This is a genomic window from Lacrimispora sp. YZC11, assembly GCF_057543815.1.
Genome location: NZ_BAAJYQ010000016.1, coordinates 612,313 through 632,096 on the forward strand (window position 1 = coordinate 612,313; position 19,784 = coordinate 632,096).

General features: G+C 44.8%; 14 protein-coding genes. 4 read left to right on the forward strand and 10 right to left on the reverse strand.

Annotated features, from left to right (window positions below):
* Window positions 1-42 precede the first annotated feature (42 nt).
* From topA to AC27IJ_RS18195, 7 genes are all read right to left on the reverse strand, one after another.
* Entirely contained in the window at window positions 43-2,124 is a 2,082-nt protein-coding gene (topA, locus tag AC27IJ_RS18165; protein WP_487150060.1) for a type I DNA topoisomerase, read from the reverse strand.
* Window positions 2,125-2,138: 14 nt separating this feature from the next.
* On the reverse strand, window positions 2,139-3,239 hold the full coding sequence (dprA, locus tag AC27IJ_RS18170; RefSeq protein ID WP_312504100.1) for a DNA-processing protein DprA: 1,101 nt from the start codon (window positions 3,237-3,239) through the stop codon (window positions 2,139-2,141).
* Window positions 3,226-4,773 (reverse strand): YifB family Mg chelatase-like AAA ATPase, encoded by a 1,548-nt coding sequence (locus tag AC27IJ_RS18175; protein ID WP_312444263.1) that lies wholly within the window; start codon window positions 4,771-4,773, stop codon window positions 3,226-3,228. The genes dprA and AC27IJ_RS18175 overlap by 14 nt, the downstream gene beginning before the upstream one ends.
* A 161-nt stretch (window positions 4,774-4,934) precedes the next feature.
* A complete protein-coding gene (locus tag AC27IJ_RS18180) occupies window positions 4,935-5,714 on the reverse strand; it encodes a TIGR03915 family putative DNA repair protein (protein WP_312444266.1) in 780 nt (259 codons plus the stop codon).
* Window positions 5,711-7,039, reverse strand: coding sequence for a putative DNA modification/repair radical SAM protein (locus tag AC27IJ_RS18185; RefSeq protein WP_312504095.1), 1,329 nt, complete (start codon window positions 7,037-7,039; stop codon window positions 5,711-5,713). Before AC27IJ_RS18185 ends, AC27IJ_RS18180 begins: the two co-directional genes overlap by 4 nt.
* A gap of 364 nt (window positions 7,040-7,403) precedes the next feature.
* Window positions 7,404-9,641, reverse strand: a complete 2,238-nt coding sequence (locus AC27IJ_RS18190) for a hypothetical protein (RefSeq protein WP_312504093.1) — start codon at window positions 9,639-9,641, stop codon at window positions 7,404-7,406.
* Window positions 9,628-11,811, reverse strand: a complete 2,184-nt coding sequence (locus AC27IJ_RS18195) for an efflux RND transporter permease subunit (RefSeq protein ID WP_312444275.1) — start codon at window positions 11,809-11,811, stop codon at window positions 9,628-9,630. Before AC27IJ_RS18195 ends, AC27IJ_RS18190 begins: the two co-directional genes overlap by 14 nt.
* A 241-nt stretch (window positions 11,812-12,052) precedes the next feature.
* On the opposite strand from AC27IJ_RS18195, the gene AC27IJ_RS18200 reads away from it, so the two are divergent.
* The 4 genes from AC27IJ_RS18200 to AC27IJ_RS18215 all read left to right on the forward strand — a co-directional run bounded on the left by AC27IJ_RS18200 (window position 12,053) and on the right by AC27IJ_RS18215 (window position 16,210).
* Window positions 12,053-12,634, forward strand: a complete 582-nt coding sequence (locus tag AC27IJ_RS18200) for a TetR/AcrR family transcriptional regulator (RefSeq protein WP_312444278.1) — start codon at window positions 12,053-12,055, stop codon at window positions 12,632-12,634.
* A 119-nt stretch (window positions 12,635-12,753) separates the two neighbouring features.
* The gene (locus tag AC27IJ_RS18205; RefSeq protein WP_487150065.1) at window positions 12,754-13,812 is read left to right on the forward strand and encodes a hypothetical protein; all 1,059 of its coding nucleotides are present in this window, start codon (window positions 12,754-12,756) and stop codon (window positions 13,810-13,812) included.
* Between the two features lie 103 nt (window positions 13,813-13,915).
* A complete protein-coding gene (locus AC27IJ_RS18210; protein ID WP_487150066.1) occupies window positions 13,916-14,461 on the forward strand; it encodes a nitroreductase family protein in 546 nt (181 codons plus the stop codon).
* Window positions 14,462-14,536: 75 nt separating this feature from the next.
* Window positions 14,537-16,210, forward strand: coding sequence for a S8 family peptidase (locus tag AC27IJ_RS18215; RefSeq protein WP_312444286.1), 1,674 nt, complete (start codon window positions 14,537-14,539; stop codon window positions 16,208-16,210).
* A 33-nt stretch (window positions 16,211-16,243) separates the two neighbouring features.
* On the opposite strand, the gene AC27IJ_RS18220 is transcribed toward AC27IJ_RS18215, so the two are convergent.
* From AC27IJ_RS18220 to AC27IJ_RS18230, 3 genes are read right to left on the reverse strand one after another with little or no spacing between them, the layout of a single operon-like run.
* Window positions 16,244-17,440: an MFS transporter gene (locus AC27IJ_RS18220; protein WP_487150069.1), complete on the reverse strand. Its 1,197-nt coding sequence runs from the start codon at window positions 17,438-17,440 to the stop codon at window positions 16,244-16,246.
* The gene (locus AC27IJ_RS18225) at window positions 17,437-18,294 is read right to left on the reverse strand and encodes a PRD domain-containing protein (RefSeq protein ID WP_312444292.1); all 858 of its coding nucleotides are present in this window, start codon (window positions 18,292-18,294) and stop codon (window positions 17,437-17,439) included. The genes AC27IJ_RS18220 and AC27IJ_RS18225 overlap by 4 nt, the downstream gene beginning before the upstream one ends.
* Window positions 18,295-18,347: 53 nt before the next feature.
* Window positions 18,348-19,772: a glycoside hydrolase family 1 protein gene (locus tag AC27IJ_RS18230; protein WP_487150071.1), complete on the reverse strand. Its 1,425-nt coding sequence runs from the start codon at window positions 19,770-19,772 to the stop codon at window positions 18,348-18,350.
* Window positions 19,773-19,784: the final 12 nt, after the last annotated feature.

Below are 19,784 nucleotides of genomic sequence, written 5' to 3' on the forward strand. Positions count from 1 at the left end.
AAATAACAATAGTTTTTTGAAGATTTTCGATTTTCTTAATAATTATTCTTTTTCCTGTTTGTCAGTGCTATATCCGCATTGCTCGTTTGAGCAAAGTAATTTGTTTCCTTTTTCAACCATGTAAGCGCCGCACTTGGGACAAGACTGGGTGGAAGGCTTCTGCCATGACATGAAATCACATTCAGGATTTGCCTCACAACCGTAATATATTCTACCCTTTTTGGTTTTCTTTATTACTACTTCTTTTCCGCATTTCGGACAAGGTACGCCAACCTTTTCCAGATAAGGCTTTGTATTCTTGCATTCCGGAAATCCGGGGCAAGCCAGGAATTTACCATGAGGGCCGTACTTTATGACCATATTCCGGCCGCATAGCTCGCAGATCTCATCTGTTACTTCATCGGCGATGGTCACGGATTCTAATTCCACAAGGGCTTTGTCTACCGCTTCTTTTAAATCCGGATAGAAGTTTTTCACAACGGTCTTCCACTGGACGGAACCATCTCCCACTTTATCAAGAAGGTATTCTAAGTTGGCAGTGAAAGTAATATCCACGATGCTTGGAAAGCTTTGCTTCATCATTCTGTTGACCACTTCGCCCAGCTCCGTCACATAGAGATTTTTATTTTCTTTTGCCACATAACGTCTGGCGATGATCGTTGTAATGGTAGGGGCATAAGTACTTGGGCGCCCGATGCCCTGTTCTTCCATGCCTTTTACAAGGGAGGCCTCCGTAAAGTGAGCCGGCGGCTGGGTGAAATGCTGTCCGCTCTCAAGTTTATCCAGTTTAAGAATGCTGCCTTTTACCAGATTACCCAGCAATACATTGTTGCCTTCCTTTTCATCTTCCTGCACATATACGGACATAAAACCGTCAAAGGACAGTTTGGAAGCGGAAAGTGTGAAAATATAGTTTCCGGCTCCTACTCTGACTGAAGTGGTCTCATAAATGGCTGGCTGCATTCTGCTGGCTGTAAAACGTTTCCATATCAGCTGGTAAAGCCTGAATAAATCCCGCTGCAGGGATTCCTTTACTATAACCGGAGTCAGTGTGATATCAGTAGGACGGATTGCCTCGTGGGCATCCTGGATCTTTGCATTGCTTTTTTTCGCCTGTTCCCCAATTGCCACATACTGACTGCCGTACTGCTTTCCAATATATTCTCTTGCAGCAATATCTGCTTCCTCCGCGATTCTGGTGGAATCGGTTCGCAGATAGGTGATAAGTCCCACGGTCCCATGTCCTGTGACCTCCACACCTTCATATAGCTGCTGAGCCAGACGCATGGTTTTCTGGGTTGAAAAATTAAGTACCTTAGATGCTTCCTGCTGAAGGGTACTGGTAGTAAATGGTATAGGGGCTTTCTTAACTCTTTCCCCATTTTTTACTTCCTCTACCTGATAAGTCTGCTTTTCAAGACCTTTCAGTATCTCATCCAGTTCTTCCTTTTTTCCAATGGCAATTTTGCCGCCTTTATTACCGTAAAATTTCGCCGTCAGAGGCTTTTTGCTTCCTTCCTGCTTTAAAACGGCTTCTAAGTTCCAGTATTCTTCCGGAATAAATGCATTGATCTCTTCCTCCCGGTCGCAGATCAGACGCAATGCCACTGACTGGACCCTTCCGGCGCTTAAGCCTCTCTTTACCTTTGCCCAAAGAAGGGGACTGATCATATATCCAACCATACGGTCCAAAACCCTTCTGGCCTGCTGGGCATCCACCAGATCCATATCAATTGCTCTTGGGGACTTTAAGGAAGCCTTTATCGCATTCTTCGTAATCTCATTAAAGCTGATACGGAACACCTGCTTATCCTTCAGTTCATCCAGCTTTAAAGCCTTCATCAGATGCCAGGATATCGCTTCTCCCTCCCGGTCAGGGTCAGTCGCAAGATAAATCTTGTCAGCCTTCTTCACTTCTTTCCTAAGTTTGGCCAGGATATCGCCTTTTCCTCTGATTGTTATATATTTAGGATCAAATTCATGCTCCACATCAATTCCCATTTGGCTTTTCGGGAGATCCCTCACATGTCCGTTAGAGGCATCCACTTCATAATTCGCTCCCAGGAATTTTTTTATCGTTTTTACCTTTGCGGGTGATTCCACAATTACTAAACAGTTCGCCATACCAAACTCCTCGCCTATAGTTTCTTACCATAATATTGATGAGATGTCTGCACTACACAGCCTTTCAGCTCTAATTCTAATAGTACGCTCATACAATCGCCGGCAGACAATCCACTTAAAGATATAATCTTATCCAGATTCATCGGATGCAAATCTAGGCAACTATACACCATTTTTTCTTTTTTGACAAGTCCGTTCTTATCTTTTTCATGAACTCTTAATATATTACCACTCTGTAAATTAAAATATTCCAGCACAGAATCAGGACCTAACAAAATTCCGGCACCTTCGGAAATAAGCCGGTTACACCCCGTGCTTAAGGGATCTGTCACCCTTCCGGGAAGGGCAAATATTTCTTTTCCCTGATCAAGTCCCAGGTTTGCAGTGATCAGGGAACCGCTTTTTTCCCGGGCCTCAATCACTAGAATCCCATCCGACAACCCGCTGATGATCCGGTTTCTCATGGGGAAATTACAGGGCTTCGGCGCTTCGTCCGGCATAAACTCCGTAAGGATTCCTCCCTGAACCGCCATCCTTTCATATAATCCATAATTTTCCCTGGGATAGCAGATATTGATCCCGCAGCCTAAAACACCATACGTATCCCCGCCGGCATCCAGCGCACCCTGATGCCCTGCTCCGTCAATTCCCCATGCCAGTCCGCTTATGATCTGGATTCCTGCACCTGAAAGCTCCCTGGCCAGGTAAGAGGCCATTTGTTTTCCGTAATTGGTACAGTTTCTGGCTCCGATTATGGAAACTGCCGGCCTCACATCTTCAGGCAGCTTTCCCTTATAAAAAATACCCATAGGGCAGCCATAAATTGCAAGAAGCCGTTTCGGATATTCTTTGTCATAAGGTGTAACAAAATGAATTCCTCTATTTTCCAATTGCGCCAGTTCTGATCTGCAGGCGTCTTTTTTTCTTTTCATCTCCTCAAAAAGGAAAGCTTCTGTCTGTTTTAAATGCCCTGACTGTTCCAATTCTTTTCCTTCTATATTATATATTCCTTTATAGCTTCCAATGTAATCATAAAGCTTTTTTATTTTTACCGCTCCCAGCGCCGGAACATGGCAAAGCCAGTATAAATACTCCCGTTCCTCATGACCGTCCATAAATTCCTCCCCAATATTTTCCTTCCATGCTGCGCAGCCCCACCGCCTCCGCCAGATGATTTTTTCTTATCCGTTCAGAACCTTCTAAATCTGCTATCGTCCTGGATACCTTTAGTATCTTTTCATAACCTCTCACACTAAGTCCCAGATTTTCGTAAACCTTTCTTAAAAACTCCTGCTCCTCTTTTCCAAGACCGCAGGACACCTCAATCAGGGCCTTATTCATGGAACTGTTAAAGTATATCCCGCGGCCTTCAAACCGCTTTTTTTGAATCTTTCTCGCTTTCTCAACCCGTTTCCGTATGGATGCAGAGGATTCACCGCCTCTTCTTTCCTGCAGTTCTTCGTATGTGACCGCTCCGGATTCCGTGCAGATATCGATCCGGTCCAGCAGCGGTTTTGATATCCTGCTTAAATATTTGTGAACCTGCAGTTCAGAACATCGGCACCTTTTACGGTCCGGGAAAAAACCACAGGGACAGGGATTCATAGCTGCCGCCATCATAAATTCCGCTGGAAATTCATATGCGCCGAACATTCTGGAAACAGTTATTTTCCTCTCCTCAAGAGGCTGTCTTAGAAGCTCTATGGTATTTCTTTGAAATTCGGGTAATTCATCCAGAAACAGAACGCCTCCGGATGCCAGGGAGATCTCGCCAGGTTTTGGTATCCGTCCTCCACCGGCCAGAGCCGTTGGACTAATGGTATGATGAGGGCTTCGAAAGGGCCGTTTTGCCACCAAGGGCTCTTCCTGAGAGAGCAGCCCGCAAACGCTGTATATCTTTGATATTTCCACAGCCTCCTCCATCGACAGGGACGGCATGATCGTTGGAATCCGTTTGGCCAGCATGGTCTTTCCGGTCCCCGCAGGTCCGATATAAAGAATGTTGTGCATACCTGCCACCGCCACCTCTGTAGCCCGTCTTAAGAGGAATTGGCCTCCAATCTCTGAAAAATCAACGTCATAAGTCTGCTTCTTTCCCATCTCCCTGTCTTTTCCATGGCAGCCTGCTATTTGTCTTTCCGGACAGTTTAACTGTTCCGTTAAGTCTTTTAAATGATCCACTCCAATAATTTCCATCCCTTCTATTACTAAGCCTTCCCTGACGTTCTCACTGGGAAGAAAACACTGAGTCTTTCCGTCCTTTTTTGCAGCCGCAGTAATGGATAGAGCTCCCCTTACTGGTTTAATCTCTCCGTCTAACCCCAATTCTCCGGAAATCACGCAATTGCGCAAAGAAGCAGGCTCAACCATGCCGGAAGCAGCCAAAATAGCCACCGCAATGGGCAGATCAAAAGCAGTCCCCTCCTTGCGGATATCGGCAGGGGACAGATTAATAGTAACTTTTCTTGCAGGCAGCCGAAACCCGGAATTTCTTAACGCCGTTCTAACACGGTCCTGAGCTTCCTTCACCTCAGAGGAGAGATAACCAACCATGGAAAAACCCGGAAGTCCATCACTGACATCCGCCTCCACCAGAATAGGGACTCCTTCTACTCCCTTAATTCCCACACTATGAACTTTACTGTACAAAAAAACGCCTCTCCTTTCATTATTCAGTTTCATAAACAATAAGCCTGGAAAACATGCAGAAACGCATATGGAATGTTCCTGAACAGGAACCTGCTTTTATGATAACCGAAAATAAAGAAAAAGGCAATGTTTTTCTCTGTTTTGCCTGAAACCGGAAAGGATCAGGAATCCTTTAAGCCATGGGAAAATTCAGGCATATAGGCCCGGTAACGGAGCGGCATATGATTACGCTGGCAAACTGGATTTGTTCTTTCTTTAATGGAAATACTTTTTCTGAATCGCTGGAAAAGAGCCTCATACTCGTCTTCATCCGAAGCTTTTTTCATTCGCTCCTCCCACTCCGGCGAAATTATATCCACCAAAAACCAGGCTCGAAATGCCGGATGCAAAACTGCCTTTTTCCTGTTTTCATCATATATAACCCAATTTTCTCCTGACAGGCGGTCCATAAAATGAGGAGCCAGTAGAACGAGCACATCATTCTTTGGTCCGATCCGGCTCAACAAAAGATCTCCCTCCATCTCCACAAAGCGCACAAAACCCGTGAGCAGATGCGTCTCATTATCAATATTACGGCACATTTGAAAAATATCGTATACCTCCTGGACCTGGAGCATATGAACAACTTTTGCGCCTAAATGAAAGCCGTAAATTAAAAAACGGTATATTTTATCCCCTCGGTCCCTTTCCTTGCTTAACGCAGATTTGTATACAGCAATATAGGCTTCCTCCGATATCTTCCCCCTGATTGCCTGTACTACCTTGTCTGCATTCTGGGCGTTGACCGGAACCTCCTCATACTGGCAGAACAGCTCCATGGTGTCCTCATCTCCCATAAGTCCCAGCTTCACATTCTCATGTCCCTTTCTGCTGGTCCAAGCCGTATATACACCGCTGAAAATGCCTTCCACGCTGTTCTCGCACAAATAGACTGTCTTCATAGCCGGACTCCTCCCAAATCTGCCAAAGCGGGTACATTCATGTCATCAAACATAGAAAGCTGGCGGAAGGTCCCCGATGATCCGATGTCCCATACCTTCCTCTGCTCTTCACCTACAAGGTGACTAGAAATATAGTCTTCCTCAATTTTAACCGGATACATCATCCTGCCGGAACAGGTAATAAAATAAAGCGCACGCTTTAATACAACACCAATCTTCTTTAAGGCGTCGAAATCAAGAGGCCCATTCCTCCTGGCCGCAATGATACGTTTTACAGACTTCACGCCCATTCCCGGAACCCTCAGAAGGGTATAATAATCTGCCCTATTCACTTCCACCGGAAATAATTCCAGGTGACGCAAGGCCCAGTCACACTTTGGGTCCAGAAGTACATTAAAATTAGGGCGGTTTTCGGAAAGCAGCTCACCCGCCTGAAATCCATAAAAACGCATGAGCCAGTCCGCCTGGTACAACCGGTGTTCCCGCAAAAGCGGAGGTCCCCCTGGCAGGGCCGGCAGACTGCTGTCCTGATTGACAGGTACAAATGCCGAATAAAAAACCCTTTTTAAATCATAATTCTGATAAAGCGCCTCTGCCACCATCATCATCTGAAAATCATTTTCCCCAGTAGCTCCCACGATCATCTGAGTGCTCTGGCCCGCAGGTACAAAGGAGGGAACCTTTTTATATTCCATCAGCTCGTAACGATTTGCCGCGATTCCTTTCTGAATCTGCTTCATGGGCGTTAGAATCTTGCTCCTGCTTTTACCGGGGGCCAGCTTCTTAAGCCCGTCGGCAGTAGGAAGCTCCAGGTTGATGCTCATACGATCCGCCAGAAATCCTGTTTTTTCAATCAAAACCGGATCTGCACCTGGGATTGCTTTTACATGGATATAACCGTGAAAATGGTATTCCTCACGAAGCTTTTTAAGGGTCTGGTAAATTAAGTCCATGGTATAATCCGCACTGTGAAGAACTCCAGAGCTGAGAAACAGCCCTTCAATGTAATTACGTCGGTAGAACTGGATCGTCAGCTGGCATACCTCCTCAGGGGTAAACGCAGTTCTTACCACATCGTTGGAGCATCGGTTGATGCAGTATTTGCAGTCATAGATGCACTGGTTAGTAAACAATATTTTCAAAAGGGAAATACACCTGCCGTCTGCGGAAAAACTATGGCAGATTCCGGCTGCCGTCGTATTCCCAAGAGTCCCTGCTTTTCCCTTCCGGTCCACTCCGCTGGAAGTACAGGCAACATCATATTTTGCGGCATCTGATAAAATTTCAAGCTTTTCCTGAACACTCAATTCTTCCTGAATCAGCATTTTTACACCTCGAACACATGTTCTTTTTCTTTATTGTAGCATAGACAAACCTTTTTTTCAAGCATTTTCGAATGTATGTTCTGAAATTTGATAATTTAGCACAATCAGGCTCATGAAATCTTTTAATACAACATGAGAATTGGAAACTCTTTTATATTAAAATATATTTATACAAAAGCAGCTGAAAAAGAGAGGGAATCACAATCCCACTCTTTTTCAGCTGCCTTTTAGTAAACCCGAAATCCTTCTATTTTGAATCTCTTCCGCATTCCAGATGGTCCTTCTTCCGGTTCCAGTGCACATCCTGGAAATTCCGGTATTCCGCCGACCGACTGATAGAATCTAAACGGGTCCTGTTATACCATTATTTAAAAACAGAAGTTACGGATCTCCAGATATATTTGAAAATATTTCCGATGCGGTGGAAAATATTACCGTCAGGATAAAAGTCCTCATCCACATTTATGTCATCGCTGTCCTGCTTATCTTTTATTTCTTCGGTACGCAGAATCATCTGAATACTCCTGGGAGACGGATTTTTTGCCGATGTCATGGACACCGGTGAGGCTTCCAGATCAATATTTAAAATGGTCGTGTCATCCATCGTATATTCATCCCATTTGTCATCAATCATCCCCTTGATGGTATTTTTTGCGTTTCTCAATACTTCTGTCTGATCCAGCCCATTTCCCGCCTCATCTAATGTACCGGCCAGGCCGTTTAAGGTCTTTTCCGTGCTGATGTTTAAGGAATCGCCAACCACCTTCATCTGGTTTTCAAGGGAACGGAAAAATACATTCATGGAATCAATGCCTCTGGAGGCGCTGTCTGTCATTTTTCCAACATCATTCAGGGTCGAGATCATTTCATCATGATGGCGGTTTAATATACCATTTAATTCATCGGTGGAGCTGATCAGGTCGTCGGCTGTATCGCAGATATTCCCTGTTGCGGTGGCTATGTCAATTACTCCGTCTATCGTTCCGTTTATAGGGCCTCTTAAAGAATAAAGGTCTGTAATCAGCATCTCGGTCATCCCAAGCATTTTTCCCAAATCTCCTGTCAGTCCCGCGCCGCTGTCTACAACCTTGGGAAGAAGCGAAGCCAATGGAGCGGCCGCTTCCATCGCACCCCTGGATCCATTGCTTGGGGTGGCCTTACCACCGGTTCCTAATGCAGATGACAGATAGCTGGTGAGGGCATTGATTTCCGGTATGGAGTACCCTTTCTCATTAAACAAGTAGGAAGATATCTCGTCTTCATCCATCAGCCCTTCATCCTGGATCTCCTGGATTAAATCCTGTAAGTCCTCATCCTTAATCCCTGCCGCCGACGTACTGAGGGTATTGTTGAGTGCTGCCAGCTTTGGAAGCGCCTGCCCAAGAAAAGCAAGCTCATTTGCCAGCTGCTGCTGTTCCGTTGTCAGGGTATTTAAGCGTCCTTCTATTTTTTTAACCTGCGCCAAAAAAGCCTGGGATTTTAAATCCGTCTGATTATTCTTCGCCATTTTTCGCAGCTCTTCCACTTCATCTCTTAAGTACCGGACGCTGTCCTGCAGATCACCTAAATCCGGTGACAGGTCATCAAGGATCCCAACCATATGATTTGTCTGGGTTCTGATCTCGTTTAAAGCAGTTCCGGCATTCTGTGTGTGGTTGTAAAAGGGCCGCAGAGTCTGGGATAAGTTGTCAAGAGCCGCCAGAGCTTCGTCTGCATTCTCATACACCTTGCCCTTGGAAGCGGCAAATATCTCCCTGGTCTTATCAAGTCCCCTGAGACCATCCGCCGTATCTGCAATGCCTTTTTGCATATTCCCCATGGTGTCCAAAACCACATCCAGGCTGTCGCTGATGGCATCCGCCGAATCTTCCATGGTTTCCTTGGCATCTCTTAAATCCGCGACCTTATCAAGCTGGCTCACTGTCAAAGGGACCATGGCAAAGACAATACCTGAAAATTTAAAATCATCGGAACCGATGCGGATGGAATAATGGCCTTCTTCCCCAGGCAGTTCAAAGAAAACAACCATATTTAAATTACCAACGGACTGTATCTGGGCTCCCTCCGCCTCCAGGCTTAAGTTTTTATCCATATCCACAACCGTACTGGCCATTAAAGCTATGTTATTCCGGTAGTATTCGGAAACTCCTTTATTTGGGACAAGATCTACATTGACCTCAATAAGCCCCTTTTCACCAGCCAGTTCTTCTGCCTTTTTTTCTACCCCGTTTAAACGGTAACTCACTTTAATATCCCAGGGAAGCTGGGATTTCTCTGTCTTTGTCCGGCCTTCAAAATAAAACCGGGTTCCCGTTTCTTCCGGAGAAAAGGTGATGGATCCGTCTTCTCCTATCACAGGTTCCGAATGGTCCGTTAAGTTCATTACCTTATCGTAAACTCCGTAATCCACTAAACTGCCGTTTCCATTCATTAAGTAATTCTTTACAATACTGCTTTCTTTTATATCCCCATAAGGGTCCATGGTAACATAAAGAGTTTCATCATACTGGGGTACATCAGGCGCAGCCAGAGCCGGCAATACAGACTCAAGGGATACTATGGCAGCCAGGCCCATACTCAGGATTCTATTATACTTTTTCATGGTCATTTTCTCCTTTTACTTTCACTTTTCCATATCTTAAACGCCGTTTTTCCTTTCTCATTGCCGAACGGAGCTGCTGCTTCTGGATCTGCTTATCAAAGGTGCTAAGCAAGGCAGGGAGAAGGGAAAGCACCAAAACCATGCTTAAGAGCGCTCCCCTTCCCACAAGGCGTCCCACCTGGGAAATAGCCTGTATGGACGACGTAAAAAACAAAAGATAACCTACAACCGTAAGAATACCGCCTGACGTCAGGATGGAAAGGGTACTTTTTGAAATGGCAGCCATGGCAGAGTCCGTGTTATTCATGGTTTTTCTGAAGCCCAAATAATTATTGGTCATCAGGATGGAGTAATCAATCGTAGCTCCAAGCTGCAGGCAGCTTACAATGATGTATCCGATATATACCAAGCTCTCTCCCAACACATAGGGCAGCGTCATGTTTAAATAAATGGCCACTTCAATCGGTATAATAACAAGGACCGGAACCAGAACAGACTGGAAGGTAGCAAAAACAACCAGGGCCACTCCTGCTAAAGACAACAGGGAAACCTTATTATAGTCATCGGTCAATATGTCACGGATATCAATGGTCGTTGGGGTCATGCCTATCACATAAGCATCTTCCGGATAATATTCCCTGATCACTCGTTCCAGCTCTTGACTGCATTCAAAGGCGTACGGGCTCTCCTGAACCGTGTTTATGGAAATCAAAAGTCTGGCGTACCGCTCACTCCGGAGCTGTTCACTCACTTTTTCCGGAAGAAAGCTTTCCGGGATACCCTTGGGAATAGTCCCTGCCATGGACATTGCATAATTTACAAAATCCAGGTCCTCCAAGGCGTCCGTCAGCTGCCGTTCGGTAACAACAGAGCCATTGGGAACAATTCCGATAATCATGTTTGATTTTCCGAACTCCTCATTGATGGCCCTGGTATCCTCATATACTCTGGTTCCCGGTCCGGCTCCAATGGCATCATCCCCGTAATAGAAAACGTTCATATTCTGTCCGAAATAACAGGGAACCGCCAGAAAAATAGCAACGATAAAAACAGGTTTCCGGATTCGATTCATCAATTTTGCAAACGGGTCAAAGGAAGGAAGAAACGGTTTATGGGCTGTTTTTTCAATCTTGTCATTAAAGTGCAGGATCAAAGTCGGCATAAGGAAAAGTACGGTAGCCAGACTGCAGAGGATCCCCTTGGTCAGCACAAATCCCACATCCTTGCCGATGGTAAAACGCATGAATGCAATCACAAGAAATCCCACAATGGTGGTAGCCCCGCTCGCCAAGATGGAACTGCAGGATTCCTTTACTGCCAATTCCATGGCTTCGTGTATCTCAATGCCGGTATTCTTAATTGCCGTAAAAGTATGTAAAAGGAAAATGGAATAATCCATGGACACTGCCAATTGTAAAATGGCTGCAGTGGAAAAGGTAAAAAATGATATGGATCCAAACATCAGGTTGGATCCCATATTCATGACGATGGCCACTATCATGACAAAAATAAACAAAAACGGCTCCATCCAGGATGTTGTGGTAAGGGTTAAGATCACCCAGATGATTACCAGCGCCATTCCAATAGCCATGGTTATCTCTTTTGTTATGGACTCTTCCCGCTCTTTACTGGATACGGCGCTTCCTGCAAAATAACCTCTGTCTTTTCCCACAATTTCATAAATCCCGTCTACCGCTTTCCGGGTCACCTGACTATCATCGCCGTTTTCAAATATTACGTCCATCAGGGCATACCCGTCACGGTAATAATCTTCCATAGAAAACGCATCCACAGACATCATATCGGTAATCCCCTGGCTCACAAAGGATGCTCCCATATAGGCATTCGTGGTAAGATCCGGACCTATGACCAGATCCACCCCTTCCAGATCCGATATCTGCTGTCTTATTTTTTTAGCTTCCGGAAGGCTTACATCCTCTACCATAATCCGGGCCATACCAGGATACCCAAACTCATCCTCCATTACATCAAGGGCCTGTTTTGTCTGGGCAAACTGCGGCAGGTATTTGCTTAAATCGTAATTGACCTTTACAAAAGGAAAACAGATTGCACAGATGATGGCCGTAAGAAAGAAAAAAATCTCTATTTCCTTTCCCTTGAACACAATAATATGTACCATTCTATCAAATAAACTTTTGTCTTTTTTCATAGTTTCCTCCATTACCCATCCTTATTCTTTTAACAGATCCTTAATTGACTTTTGAACACGTGTACATTATAATACTCTTGTAAATAAGTTTCAATAATCAATGAATGAAGAAAAATCCATTAATAATCAAAAGATCTTTCTTCATGCAATTCTCAACACTCTTTGATATAGTGTTCATGATTTTCAGAGATTCAGGCTCTGAAATAAGAAGCAAGCCAAGAAACACAATTGGAGGAATCATATGGAAACTCAAAAACAGGACCGCCGCATCCGTAAAACGCAGAAGCTATTAAAGGAAAGCCTTCTTGAACTCATGGAAAAAAAGAATTTTAAGAATATTTCCGTGAAAGACATCACGGAACTGGCAGATTTAAACCGGGGTACTTTTTATCTTCACTATGCCGATACCTACAGTCTGTTACAGGAGATGGAATCCGAAGTCTTAAATGATTTTCAGGATATGGTAAGCAACTGCCGCTATGCCTTTAAAAAGGGGTCGCTCCTGCCCGTTGTCATACCAATCATTCATTATATTGAGGAGAACAAAAAGATATGTAAAATCCTTTTTGAGAACAGCTCCTCCAATGATTTCGTAAACCACTTCCATACCCTTGTTTTAAATAACGGCATAGAAATCATTAGGGAGCAGTATCCGGCTGCCAGAGAAGTGACCTTAAACTATTACCTCGAATTTATCACCTATGGACTGACCGGTGTCTTAAAGCAATGGCTTGATACAGATATGCAGCTTCCAAAGGAAGAGGTGGCCGAATTCGTGGATAAGATGATCATGGGAACTGCAAAAAAGCTTCTTGCGGTTTAAACAAATCATTTTTTATCCGAAATCCTTATTTTTCGCCTGGAATCAACCGATATATGGTTAGCGATGCCATACAGCCATTTAGCTGTATTTTGCATCAATAATTACACAAGGATGATCTTATGCTAAAACTTAAAAAATCCAAGAAAGACAAGATTTCCAAGACAAAGCCCCAAAAAGGGAAGGCAGGAAAAATCAAACTAAATAAAGCGAAACCATCCAAAGCTACAAAAGACAAAAGAAAAGGTCTCTTGCCTAAAAACAGAAGAGTTCTCGTTTTGATGGCTGCCGCTCTGCTGATCGTTATTATGGGATCCGTTCAGGCCATTATTCTGCTCACTTCCCAAAAGAAGGATATGTCAGAAGAAAAGGCAGAAGAAGCGCCGACCTACTACTTTTCTAAAGACGAAGATATATCTTCGGTTACTGAAATTGTGGGTGATCGCGATTTTGAAAGGCAGGAAGCTTCTGAAGCCAGCCTTGAAACAGAAACGAAAGAGACCGATGACCAGACAGAAAAACCTAAGGAATCTTCTGCCGACGCTTCCTCTCAATCATCCAGCCTGGAGGCGTGCTACAAGTACTTCCATGTGGAAGATACCTCTGCTGATATAAAAAGCTACATGGATTATCTGGAGGAAAAAAGGAATTTCATAAACGTAACGGATAAATCCCCGCAGTCAGAGTCCGGACAGCCTTCCGCAGAAGAGACCCCTAAGAGCAGCTCAGAGATCTATCAGCTTGCCGGGCCCTCTAAAGATTCCACTTCCTATCTTTCCATTACCCTGGAATCTGAAGCGGATAGCTATACCGTAACCACCAGTAAGGAAAACCAGCCCTGGAGCACCTATTTTAAGGACCAGTGGGACCAGCAAAAAAAAATAATCGCGGATTTTGAAAAACAGCCAAAAGCAACCACTACCATTGAACAGGCAGTGGATTCCGTCCGGGCCCAGGGCCAGGAAAAGCTTGGCCTGCCGGAAGCGATTGACTCTTATGAATATATTGCAGCACCTGGAATATCGAAAATAGACGGAAATAATTATTATACGGTCAGGACCTACAAACGCCAGCCTGACGATACTCTGATTTATGTTGCCACCTATTTATTTGACTATAATACCAGCAGTGTAGCCTTCCAATACGATGAAGTAACAGGAAAGGCGACTCCGCTGAGTTGATTTCACACGAGAAAGACGGACAGTCCCACGGACCTGTTCCGTCTTTTCCTATTTTCCTTTTTATGCTATAGTAATCATATAAAAAATAGAAGGAGATGTTGTTATGGAATTTTTACAATTAGTAAAAGAACGTTACTCCGTAAGAAAATTCAGCGTCCGGAAGGTAGAAAAAGAAAAATTGGATTTGATCCTGGAAGCCGGAAGGGTCGCTCCCACTGCTGTGAATTTTCAGCCTCAGCGGATCCTTGTTATTGACAGCGAGGATAATCTTGCTAAATTAAAATCCTGTACTCCTTATCATTTTCATGCTCCACTGGCTCTGTTGGTATGTTATGATTCCTCTGTGAGTTGGAAAAGGTCTTACGACAATAAGGATATGGGAGATGTTGACGCCAGCATAGTCGCCACACAGATGATGCTTGAAGCGGCAGACTTGGGATTAGGCAGTACCTGGGTAGGTCATTTTGACCCTGTATGCATCCGGACGGCCTTCGATATACCGGAACATTTGATTCCCGTTGCCCTGCTTCCTATAGGCTATCCCAGGGAAGACTGCACTCCCCACCCCTTTCACGAAAAGCGGTTTGATCCAGAACATACCGTTTTCTTCAACTCCTTTAGCGGCATTGGATCTCCCAAAGAACGGTAACCTTTCATGAAGCCCCATATGAATGCATAAGATAAATATATACTGCATTTAAAACAGCAGGGCGGGGGCTTTATCATGAATAAAATATTAGATAACGAATATTATGACTTAATCATCAGCAATACTTTAGTTCCCGGTTTTGATACCGGAGATAACATAACGGTTCTGAATGATGAATATTCCATGATGCATATATGGAAAAACAATATGGACGCCTGTGACTTAGGCCGGTATCCTTATGATAATTTTCCCTCTCTTTTTACACTTACTTCTAAAGTGAGCATTGAAAAATCAGGTATTACCAATGTCCGGAGGCATCCCGATTTAAGCCTGATGGGGCTGGGAGTGGCCATCGGCATCATAGATACCGGCATCGATTACCAGCATCCTGCATTCAGAAATCATGACGGCACCACCCGCATTCTTTCCATATGGGACCAGACCGAACAGAGCGGCATGCCCCCCAAAGACTTTAGTTTCGGTTCAGAATACGGCAAAAACCACATTAATGCCGCGCTTAAATCAACCGATCCCTTATCCATTGTACCTACCTTTGACAGCAATGGGCACGGTACGGCAATAGCCAGCGTTATTGCCGGTACTCCCGATGAAGAACACTCCTTTACCGGCGTTGCTCCCCAAACCGAGCTTATCGTAGTAAAATTAAAGGAAGCGAAGCAAAATTTAAAAAAGCTGTTTTTTGCTCCGGAAAATGCCCTGTGCTATCAGGAATCAGATCTTATTCTGGGAATCCGTTACATTCTCTCCGTTTCCGAAAAAACAGCCCTTCCTCTTGTCATATGCATTGCAATGGGAAGCAGCCAGGGGGGGCATGACGGACTTGGCGTTATCAGCGCTTACTTAGACCAAATCGTACAATTGCCCAAAACCAACGTATCAGTGGCCGCAGGGAATGAAGGATACCACCGCAGACATTATTTCCATCGTTTAGAGGCGGCGCCTTTCTGCAGTGGCTTTAACTTAAAAATAGGGAGAAACGACAAAAAATTCACAATGGAAATCTGGCCTTTCCCTCCCGGAAAAGTAACCATTGAAATTTTCTCGCCTAACCGGGAAATCGTACAAAGCATATCCCCTTCCGCCGGTGTCTGTCAAAAATTCAGCCTTCCCTTTGGCCAAACTACCATCTGGATCAATAATATCCTCCTGGAAGGATCTACCGGGGATCAGGTTATTTTAGTACGCTTTGACAATCCAATTCCAGGAATCTGGTATTTCCAGCTCACGAGCACAGAGAACGAGCCTTTTTCCTTCCATTCCTGGCTCCCTTCAGGAAATTTAATTTCAAACGAGACATATTTCTACCACTCAGACCCGAACACCACCATTACAGCCCCGGGAAATACCAGAAATGCCCTGACAGTTACCGCCTATAACCAGTTCGATGACAGCATTCTGGCAGAATCAGGAAGAGGTTATTCTAGATTCGGCGAGATCGTTCCCGATATTGCCGCTCCCGGATACCGGATTCCCTGTGCGATCCCAGGAAAACAATATGGAAGCATAACAGGCAGCGGCGCAGCCGCAGCACACGCGGCCGGAGCCTCTGCCATGGTCATGGAATGGGGTTACTGCAAAGGCAACCATACCACCGTCACAGGTCTCCAGATCAACCATATGATCATGCGTGGGGCACAGAGAAACGGCGCCTTTACGTATCCCAATAATATCTGGGGATATGGCCAGATAGACGTTTACAAACTGTTTCAAAGGATATCTGTGATCTGATGAACACATGAAATCAAAATGAAAGAATGAGTTTTAGCTGCCTGCCTCCTGGTTGGCAGCTTTTCTTTTATAATATACTGCTGCCCCAATGCCGCCCATACAGGCAATCCAGGCAAGCAGCAGATATCCTTTTAATATTCCAGCCCTGGAAGCCAGCGCCCCTGTAAAGATTGGAAAGGTTGTCATGCCCAACGCATATATAGCCTGGTACAGTCCCATTGCCGTAGATTTACTGCCGGCAGGAATTTCCTGCATTGCTTCTGAGGTTGCAAAAGAAAACAAAATTCCGGTGGACATCCCCGGTAATATTTGCAGCAGCAAAATCACAGGTACGCTTCCTGCGGCCGGAACCAGGATACAATACAAAGCCACAACGGCAAATACCAGCGGAATCCAGAACCTTGGGCCTTTGCGGCTGCAGGTGCCGGAAGCTGCAAAAGCTGCAAACCCTACGGATGATATCATATAGATCACAGAGGATATCCCCACAATCCAGTCTGTTGCTCCCAGTGATTTTAATATCTGGTTTGTAAATGACATAGCAGTCGTCAGCTGGATTCCCTGCTGAATCAGGGCAATGACAGAGAACATCCACAGATGTCTGATTTTACAAACAGAAAGCAGTTCCCTTGTCTTATGTATGCCGGGTTTCACATCCCTTTCTTTGATCCCAGCAGAAAGAAGAAAAGCCAACAGGCCTGCGCAGACGCTTAACAGACAGATTCCAGCCATGCCGATGCGGTGATAGGTAATTGTGCTGCAGAGAAAACCAAGAAGCATTCCAAAATTATTGAACAGCACAATCCGGCTGGTGGCTGCCTGCTGATCCCTGGCAGAAAAATGATTGGTGTAGAACACCATAAAAGAAATCCACATGGCGGAAGCCAGCCCGGAGAAAAAATTGGCAGCCAGAAAACCGGCGCCATTGCACCAAAATACCCGGAAAACAGATGCAGTCCCGGAGGCGATCGCTCCTGCCATAATAAAATATTTATGCCTGCCAACGGAATCCGCACAAAGCCCTATGGGAAACCTTAACAGCAACTGGGAAATTCCATATGCCCCGACAACCATACCGGTAAAAGCACTGCTTGCTCCGCTGGCAGTCAAAAAAGTCGTCTGGTACGGAATGTATACATATTGTGCAAACCAGAACAGCGATACCATGGCAAGATAATGGATTTCCTGTTTGCGTGAAAACGTAAGCTGGTTCAATGTCTGTTCTTTCATGTTTTCTTCCTTTGAGCGTATTCCTCTAAAATCCTGTGAATGTGGACGGCTAAGTACATTTCTTCCTGTCTGGACAGTTTCGAATCAAACTTTTCTTTAATAAAAACGCCGATTTTTTTCACACATTCATATTCCTTTGGACAGCTCTCAAGCACATGAGTGTAAAAGGAGTCTTCATAATCATATAAATCCTGACTGCCGTTTACAAGCCTTTGTGCAAAGAGACGCAGATGAGTCACAAAACGGGTGTAGCCGATTCCGTCCTCATCGTAAAGAATGGAAAAGTTATACTTTACAATATCCAAAATGCCCTTGACAGTCTCAAATATCTTCTGGTTATCCATGCTGTCAGAGCTATTCGTCTGTGCATTGATGAAATGAAAGGCAATATTCCCTGCCTCGTCTTCAGGCAGTTCCACCTGCAGCCGCTCCCTCACAAGCTGCAGGGCATATATGCCAACCTGATATTCCTTTGGATTGAAACGCTTTAAAGTCTGCGTGTAAAAATTCTGTATTAAAATCCCCTCATTGTTCCTTTTTACAGCAAAAGATAAATGGTCCGTAAGTCCCAGATAAATATGCTCCATCAGTACCATTCCATAGGTGTCAATGGCATAATCAATAACCTGTTTGGCCAGTTCAAAATAAGTACTGTCTATTTCGGAGGCAAGCCGGATGATATTCTTTGATATAGACCGGTCCTTTAAGACAAATACTTTTTCAATGTCTTCGCTTTTTAAATGATGCCCAATGGACTTATTAAATCCGATTCCCTTGCCCATCAGGATCACTTCCCTGCCGCTGTCATCAAGTGCCAGCAGCAGGGAATTATTCATTACTTTTACAACCCTCATAACCCAACCCCATTTCTGTTATTCTCACGAAAGCAGTGAGCCAAGGTCAATACTCAGAGTTCGTTTCCATTGGTTTCAATCACTCGCCTGTACCAGAAATAACTGTCCTTTTTGATGCGGCGCATATCCTTTAAGTCATGGTCCTCCCGATTGACATAGACAAAACCATACCGCTTCCGGAAGCCCTCATGGGAACTGAGAAGATCCATAAACGACCAGGGAGAATATCCCATAACAGAAACCCCGTCTTCGATTGCCTGGCTTATCGCCTGGATGTGTGCCCTTAAATAGCTGATCCGGTACTCATCATGGACTTTGCCGTCTTCTGTCAGGGTATCGGCTGCTCCCAGGCCATTTTCCGTAACAATGAGAGGAAGGTGGTATTTCTGATAATAACTGTTTAATACGGTCCGAAGGCCCAGCGGGTCGATCTGGGCTCCATATTCGCTGGAAGCCAGATGTTCATTTTTCATATGATGAAAATAACCATACTGGTCAAAATCCACTTCATTGATGGGGAACGCCCTCTCTCCTGCCGGATGCTCCTCATCTGCAGGAAGGTACCGGACACACAGGGTCCGGTAATAATTCAGGGCAATAAAATCCATCCCCTGGTCTTTTAAAATTTCCTCATCTTCCGGTTCCATAACCGGCACGATATTCCTTTCCTCCAGATAACGCATGTAATATCCTGGATAACGGCCGTAGTAATGCATATCCAGGCAGTAATCCGTCTTAAACCAGTCATTCATTCTGGCCGCCCATACATCCTCCGGTCTGTTGCTTTCCGGATAGGTGCAGGTGGATGATACCGCAGGACCAATCTTTCCATTTGGTATAATGGAGTGGCAGGCTTTCACTGCCAGTGCATGAGCCAGGAACATGTGATAGTCCATCTGGGCTCTCTGGCGGTCGGCTTCCCATGCATCGTCCGTGGTGATGTTCACACGTTCGTTTACCCTCACCATAAGATTCTGCTCGTTGTGGACCTGCCAGTAAACGGCTCTGTCTCCAAAGGCTTTAAAGCATATGTTTGCATAACGCTCAAAGGCCTTTACACATTCTCTGGATTCCCAGCCATTATATTTTTCAACAAGGGCAAAGGGAAGGTCAAAGTGATATAAGGTGATGAAAGGCTGTATGCCCTGTTCCAGCAGAAGGTCAATGATCTTATTATAGAAATCAATCCCTGCCTGATTTATTTCCCCATCTCCATCAGGTATGATTCTGGCCCAGGAAATAGAGAACCGGTAAATCTGCATACCAAGTTCCTTCATCAACCGGATATCCTCCTCCCAATAATGGTAAAAATCACTGGCAGCTTTGCTGTCGGCCTGTATATCCGAACGCTTAAAGGAGTTTACATCGGCAACTGTAAGGCCTTTTCCGCCTTCATCCCAGCCGCCTTCTATCTGGAATGCCGAAGAGGAGGCTCCCCACAAAAAGTTTTTTGGAAAATTTGCTTTCGTTACTTCCATATCCACATTTCC

Bases quoted from the DNA above. Each gene is read 5' to 3' on its own strand.
- AC27IJ_RS18205 (WP_487150065.1), top strand. From the start codon at position 12,754: ATGCTAAAACTTAAAAAATCCAAGAAAGACAAGATTTCCAAGACAAAG.
- AC27IJ_RS18200 (WP_312444278.1), top strand. From the start codon at position 12,053: ATGGAAACTCAAAAACAGGACCGCCGCATCCGTAAAACGCAGAAGCTA.
- topA (WP_487150060.1), bottom strand. From the start codon at position 2,124: ATGGCGAACTGTTTAGTAATTGTGGAATCACCCGCAAAGGTAAAAACG.
- AC27IJ_RS18195 (WP_312444275.1), bottom strand. From the start codon at position 11,811: ATGAAAAAAGACAAAAGTTTATTTGATAGAATGGTACATATTATTGTG.
- AC27IJ_RS18220 (WP_487150069.1), bottom strand. From the start codon at position 17,440: ATGAAAGAACAGACATTGAACCAGCTTACGTTTTCACGCAAACAGGAA.
- AC27IJ_RS18215 (WP_312444286.1), top strand. From the start codon at position 14,537: ATGAATAAAATATTAGATAACGAATATTATGACTTAATCATCAGCAAT.
- AC27IJ_RS18185 (WP_312504095.1), bottom strand. From the start codon at position 7,039: ATGCTGATTCAGGAAGAATTGAGTGTTCAGGAAAAGCTTGAAATTTTA.
- AC27IJ_RS18180 (WP_312444266.1), bottom strand. From the start codon at position 5,714: ATGAAGACAGTCTATTTGTGCGAGAACAGCGTGGAAGGCATTTTCAGC.
- dprA (WP_312504100.1), bottom strand. From the start codon at position 3,239: ATGGACGGTCATGAGGAACGGGAGTATTTATACTGGCTTTGCCATGTT.
- AC27IJ_RS18230 (WP_487150071.1), bottom strand. From the start codon at position 19,772: ATGGAAGTAACGAAAGCAAATTTTCCAAAAAACTTTTTGTGGGGAGCC.
- AC27IJ_RS18190 (WP_312504093.1), bottom strand. From the start codon at position 9,641: ATGAAAAAGTATAATAGAATCCTGAGTATGGGCCTGGCTGCCATAGTA.
- AC27IJ_RS18225 (WP_312444292.1), bottom strand. From the start codon at position 18,294: ATGAGGGTTGTAAAAGTAATGAATAATTCCCTGCTGCTGGCACTTGAT.
- AC27IJ_RS18210 (WP_487150066.1), top strand. From the start codon at position 13,916: ATGGAATTTTTACAATTAGTAAAAGAACGTTACTCCGTAAGAAAATTC.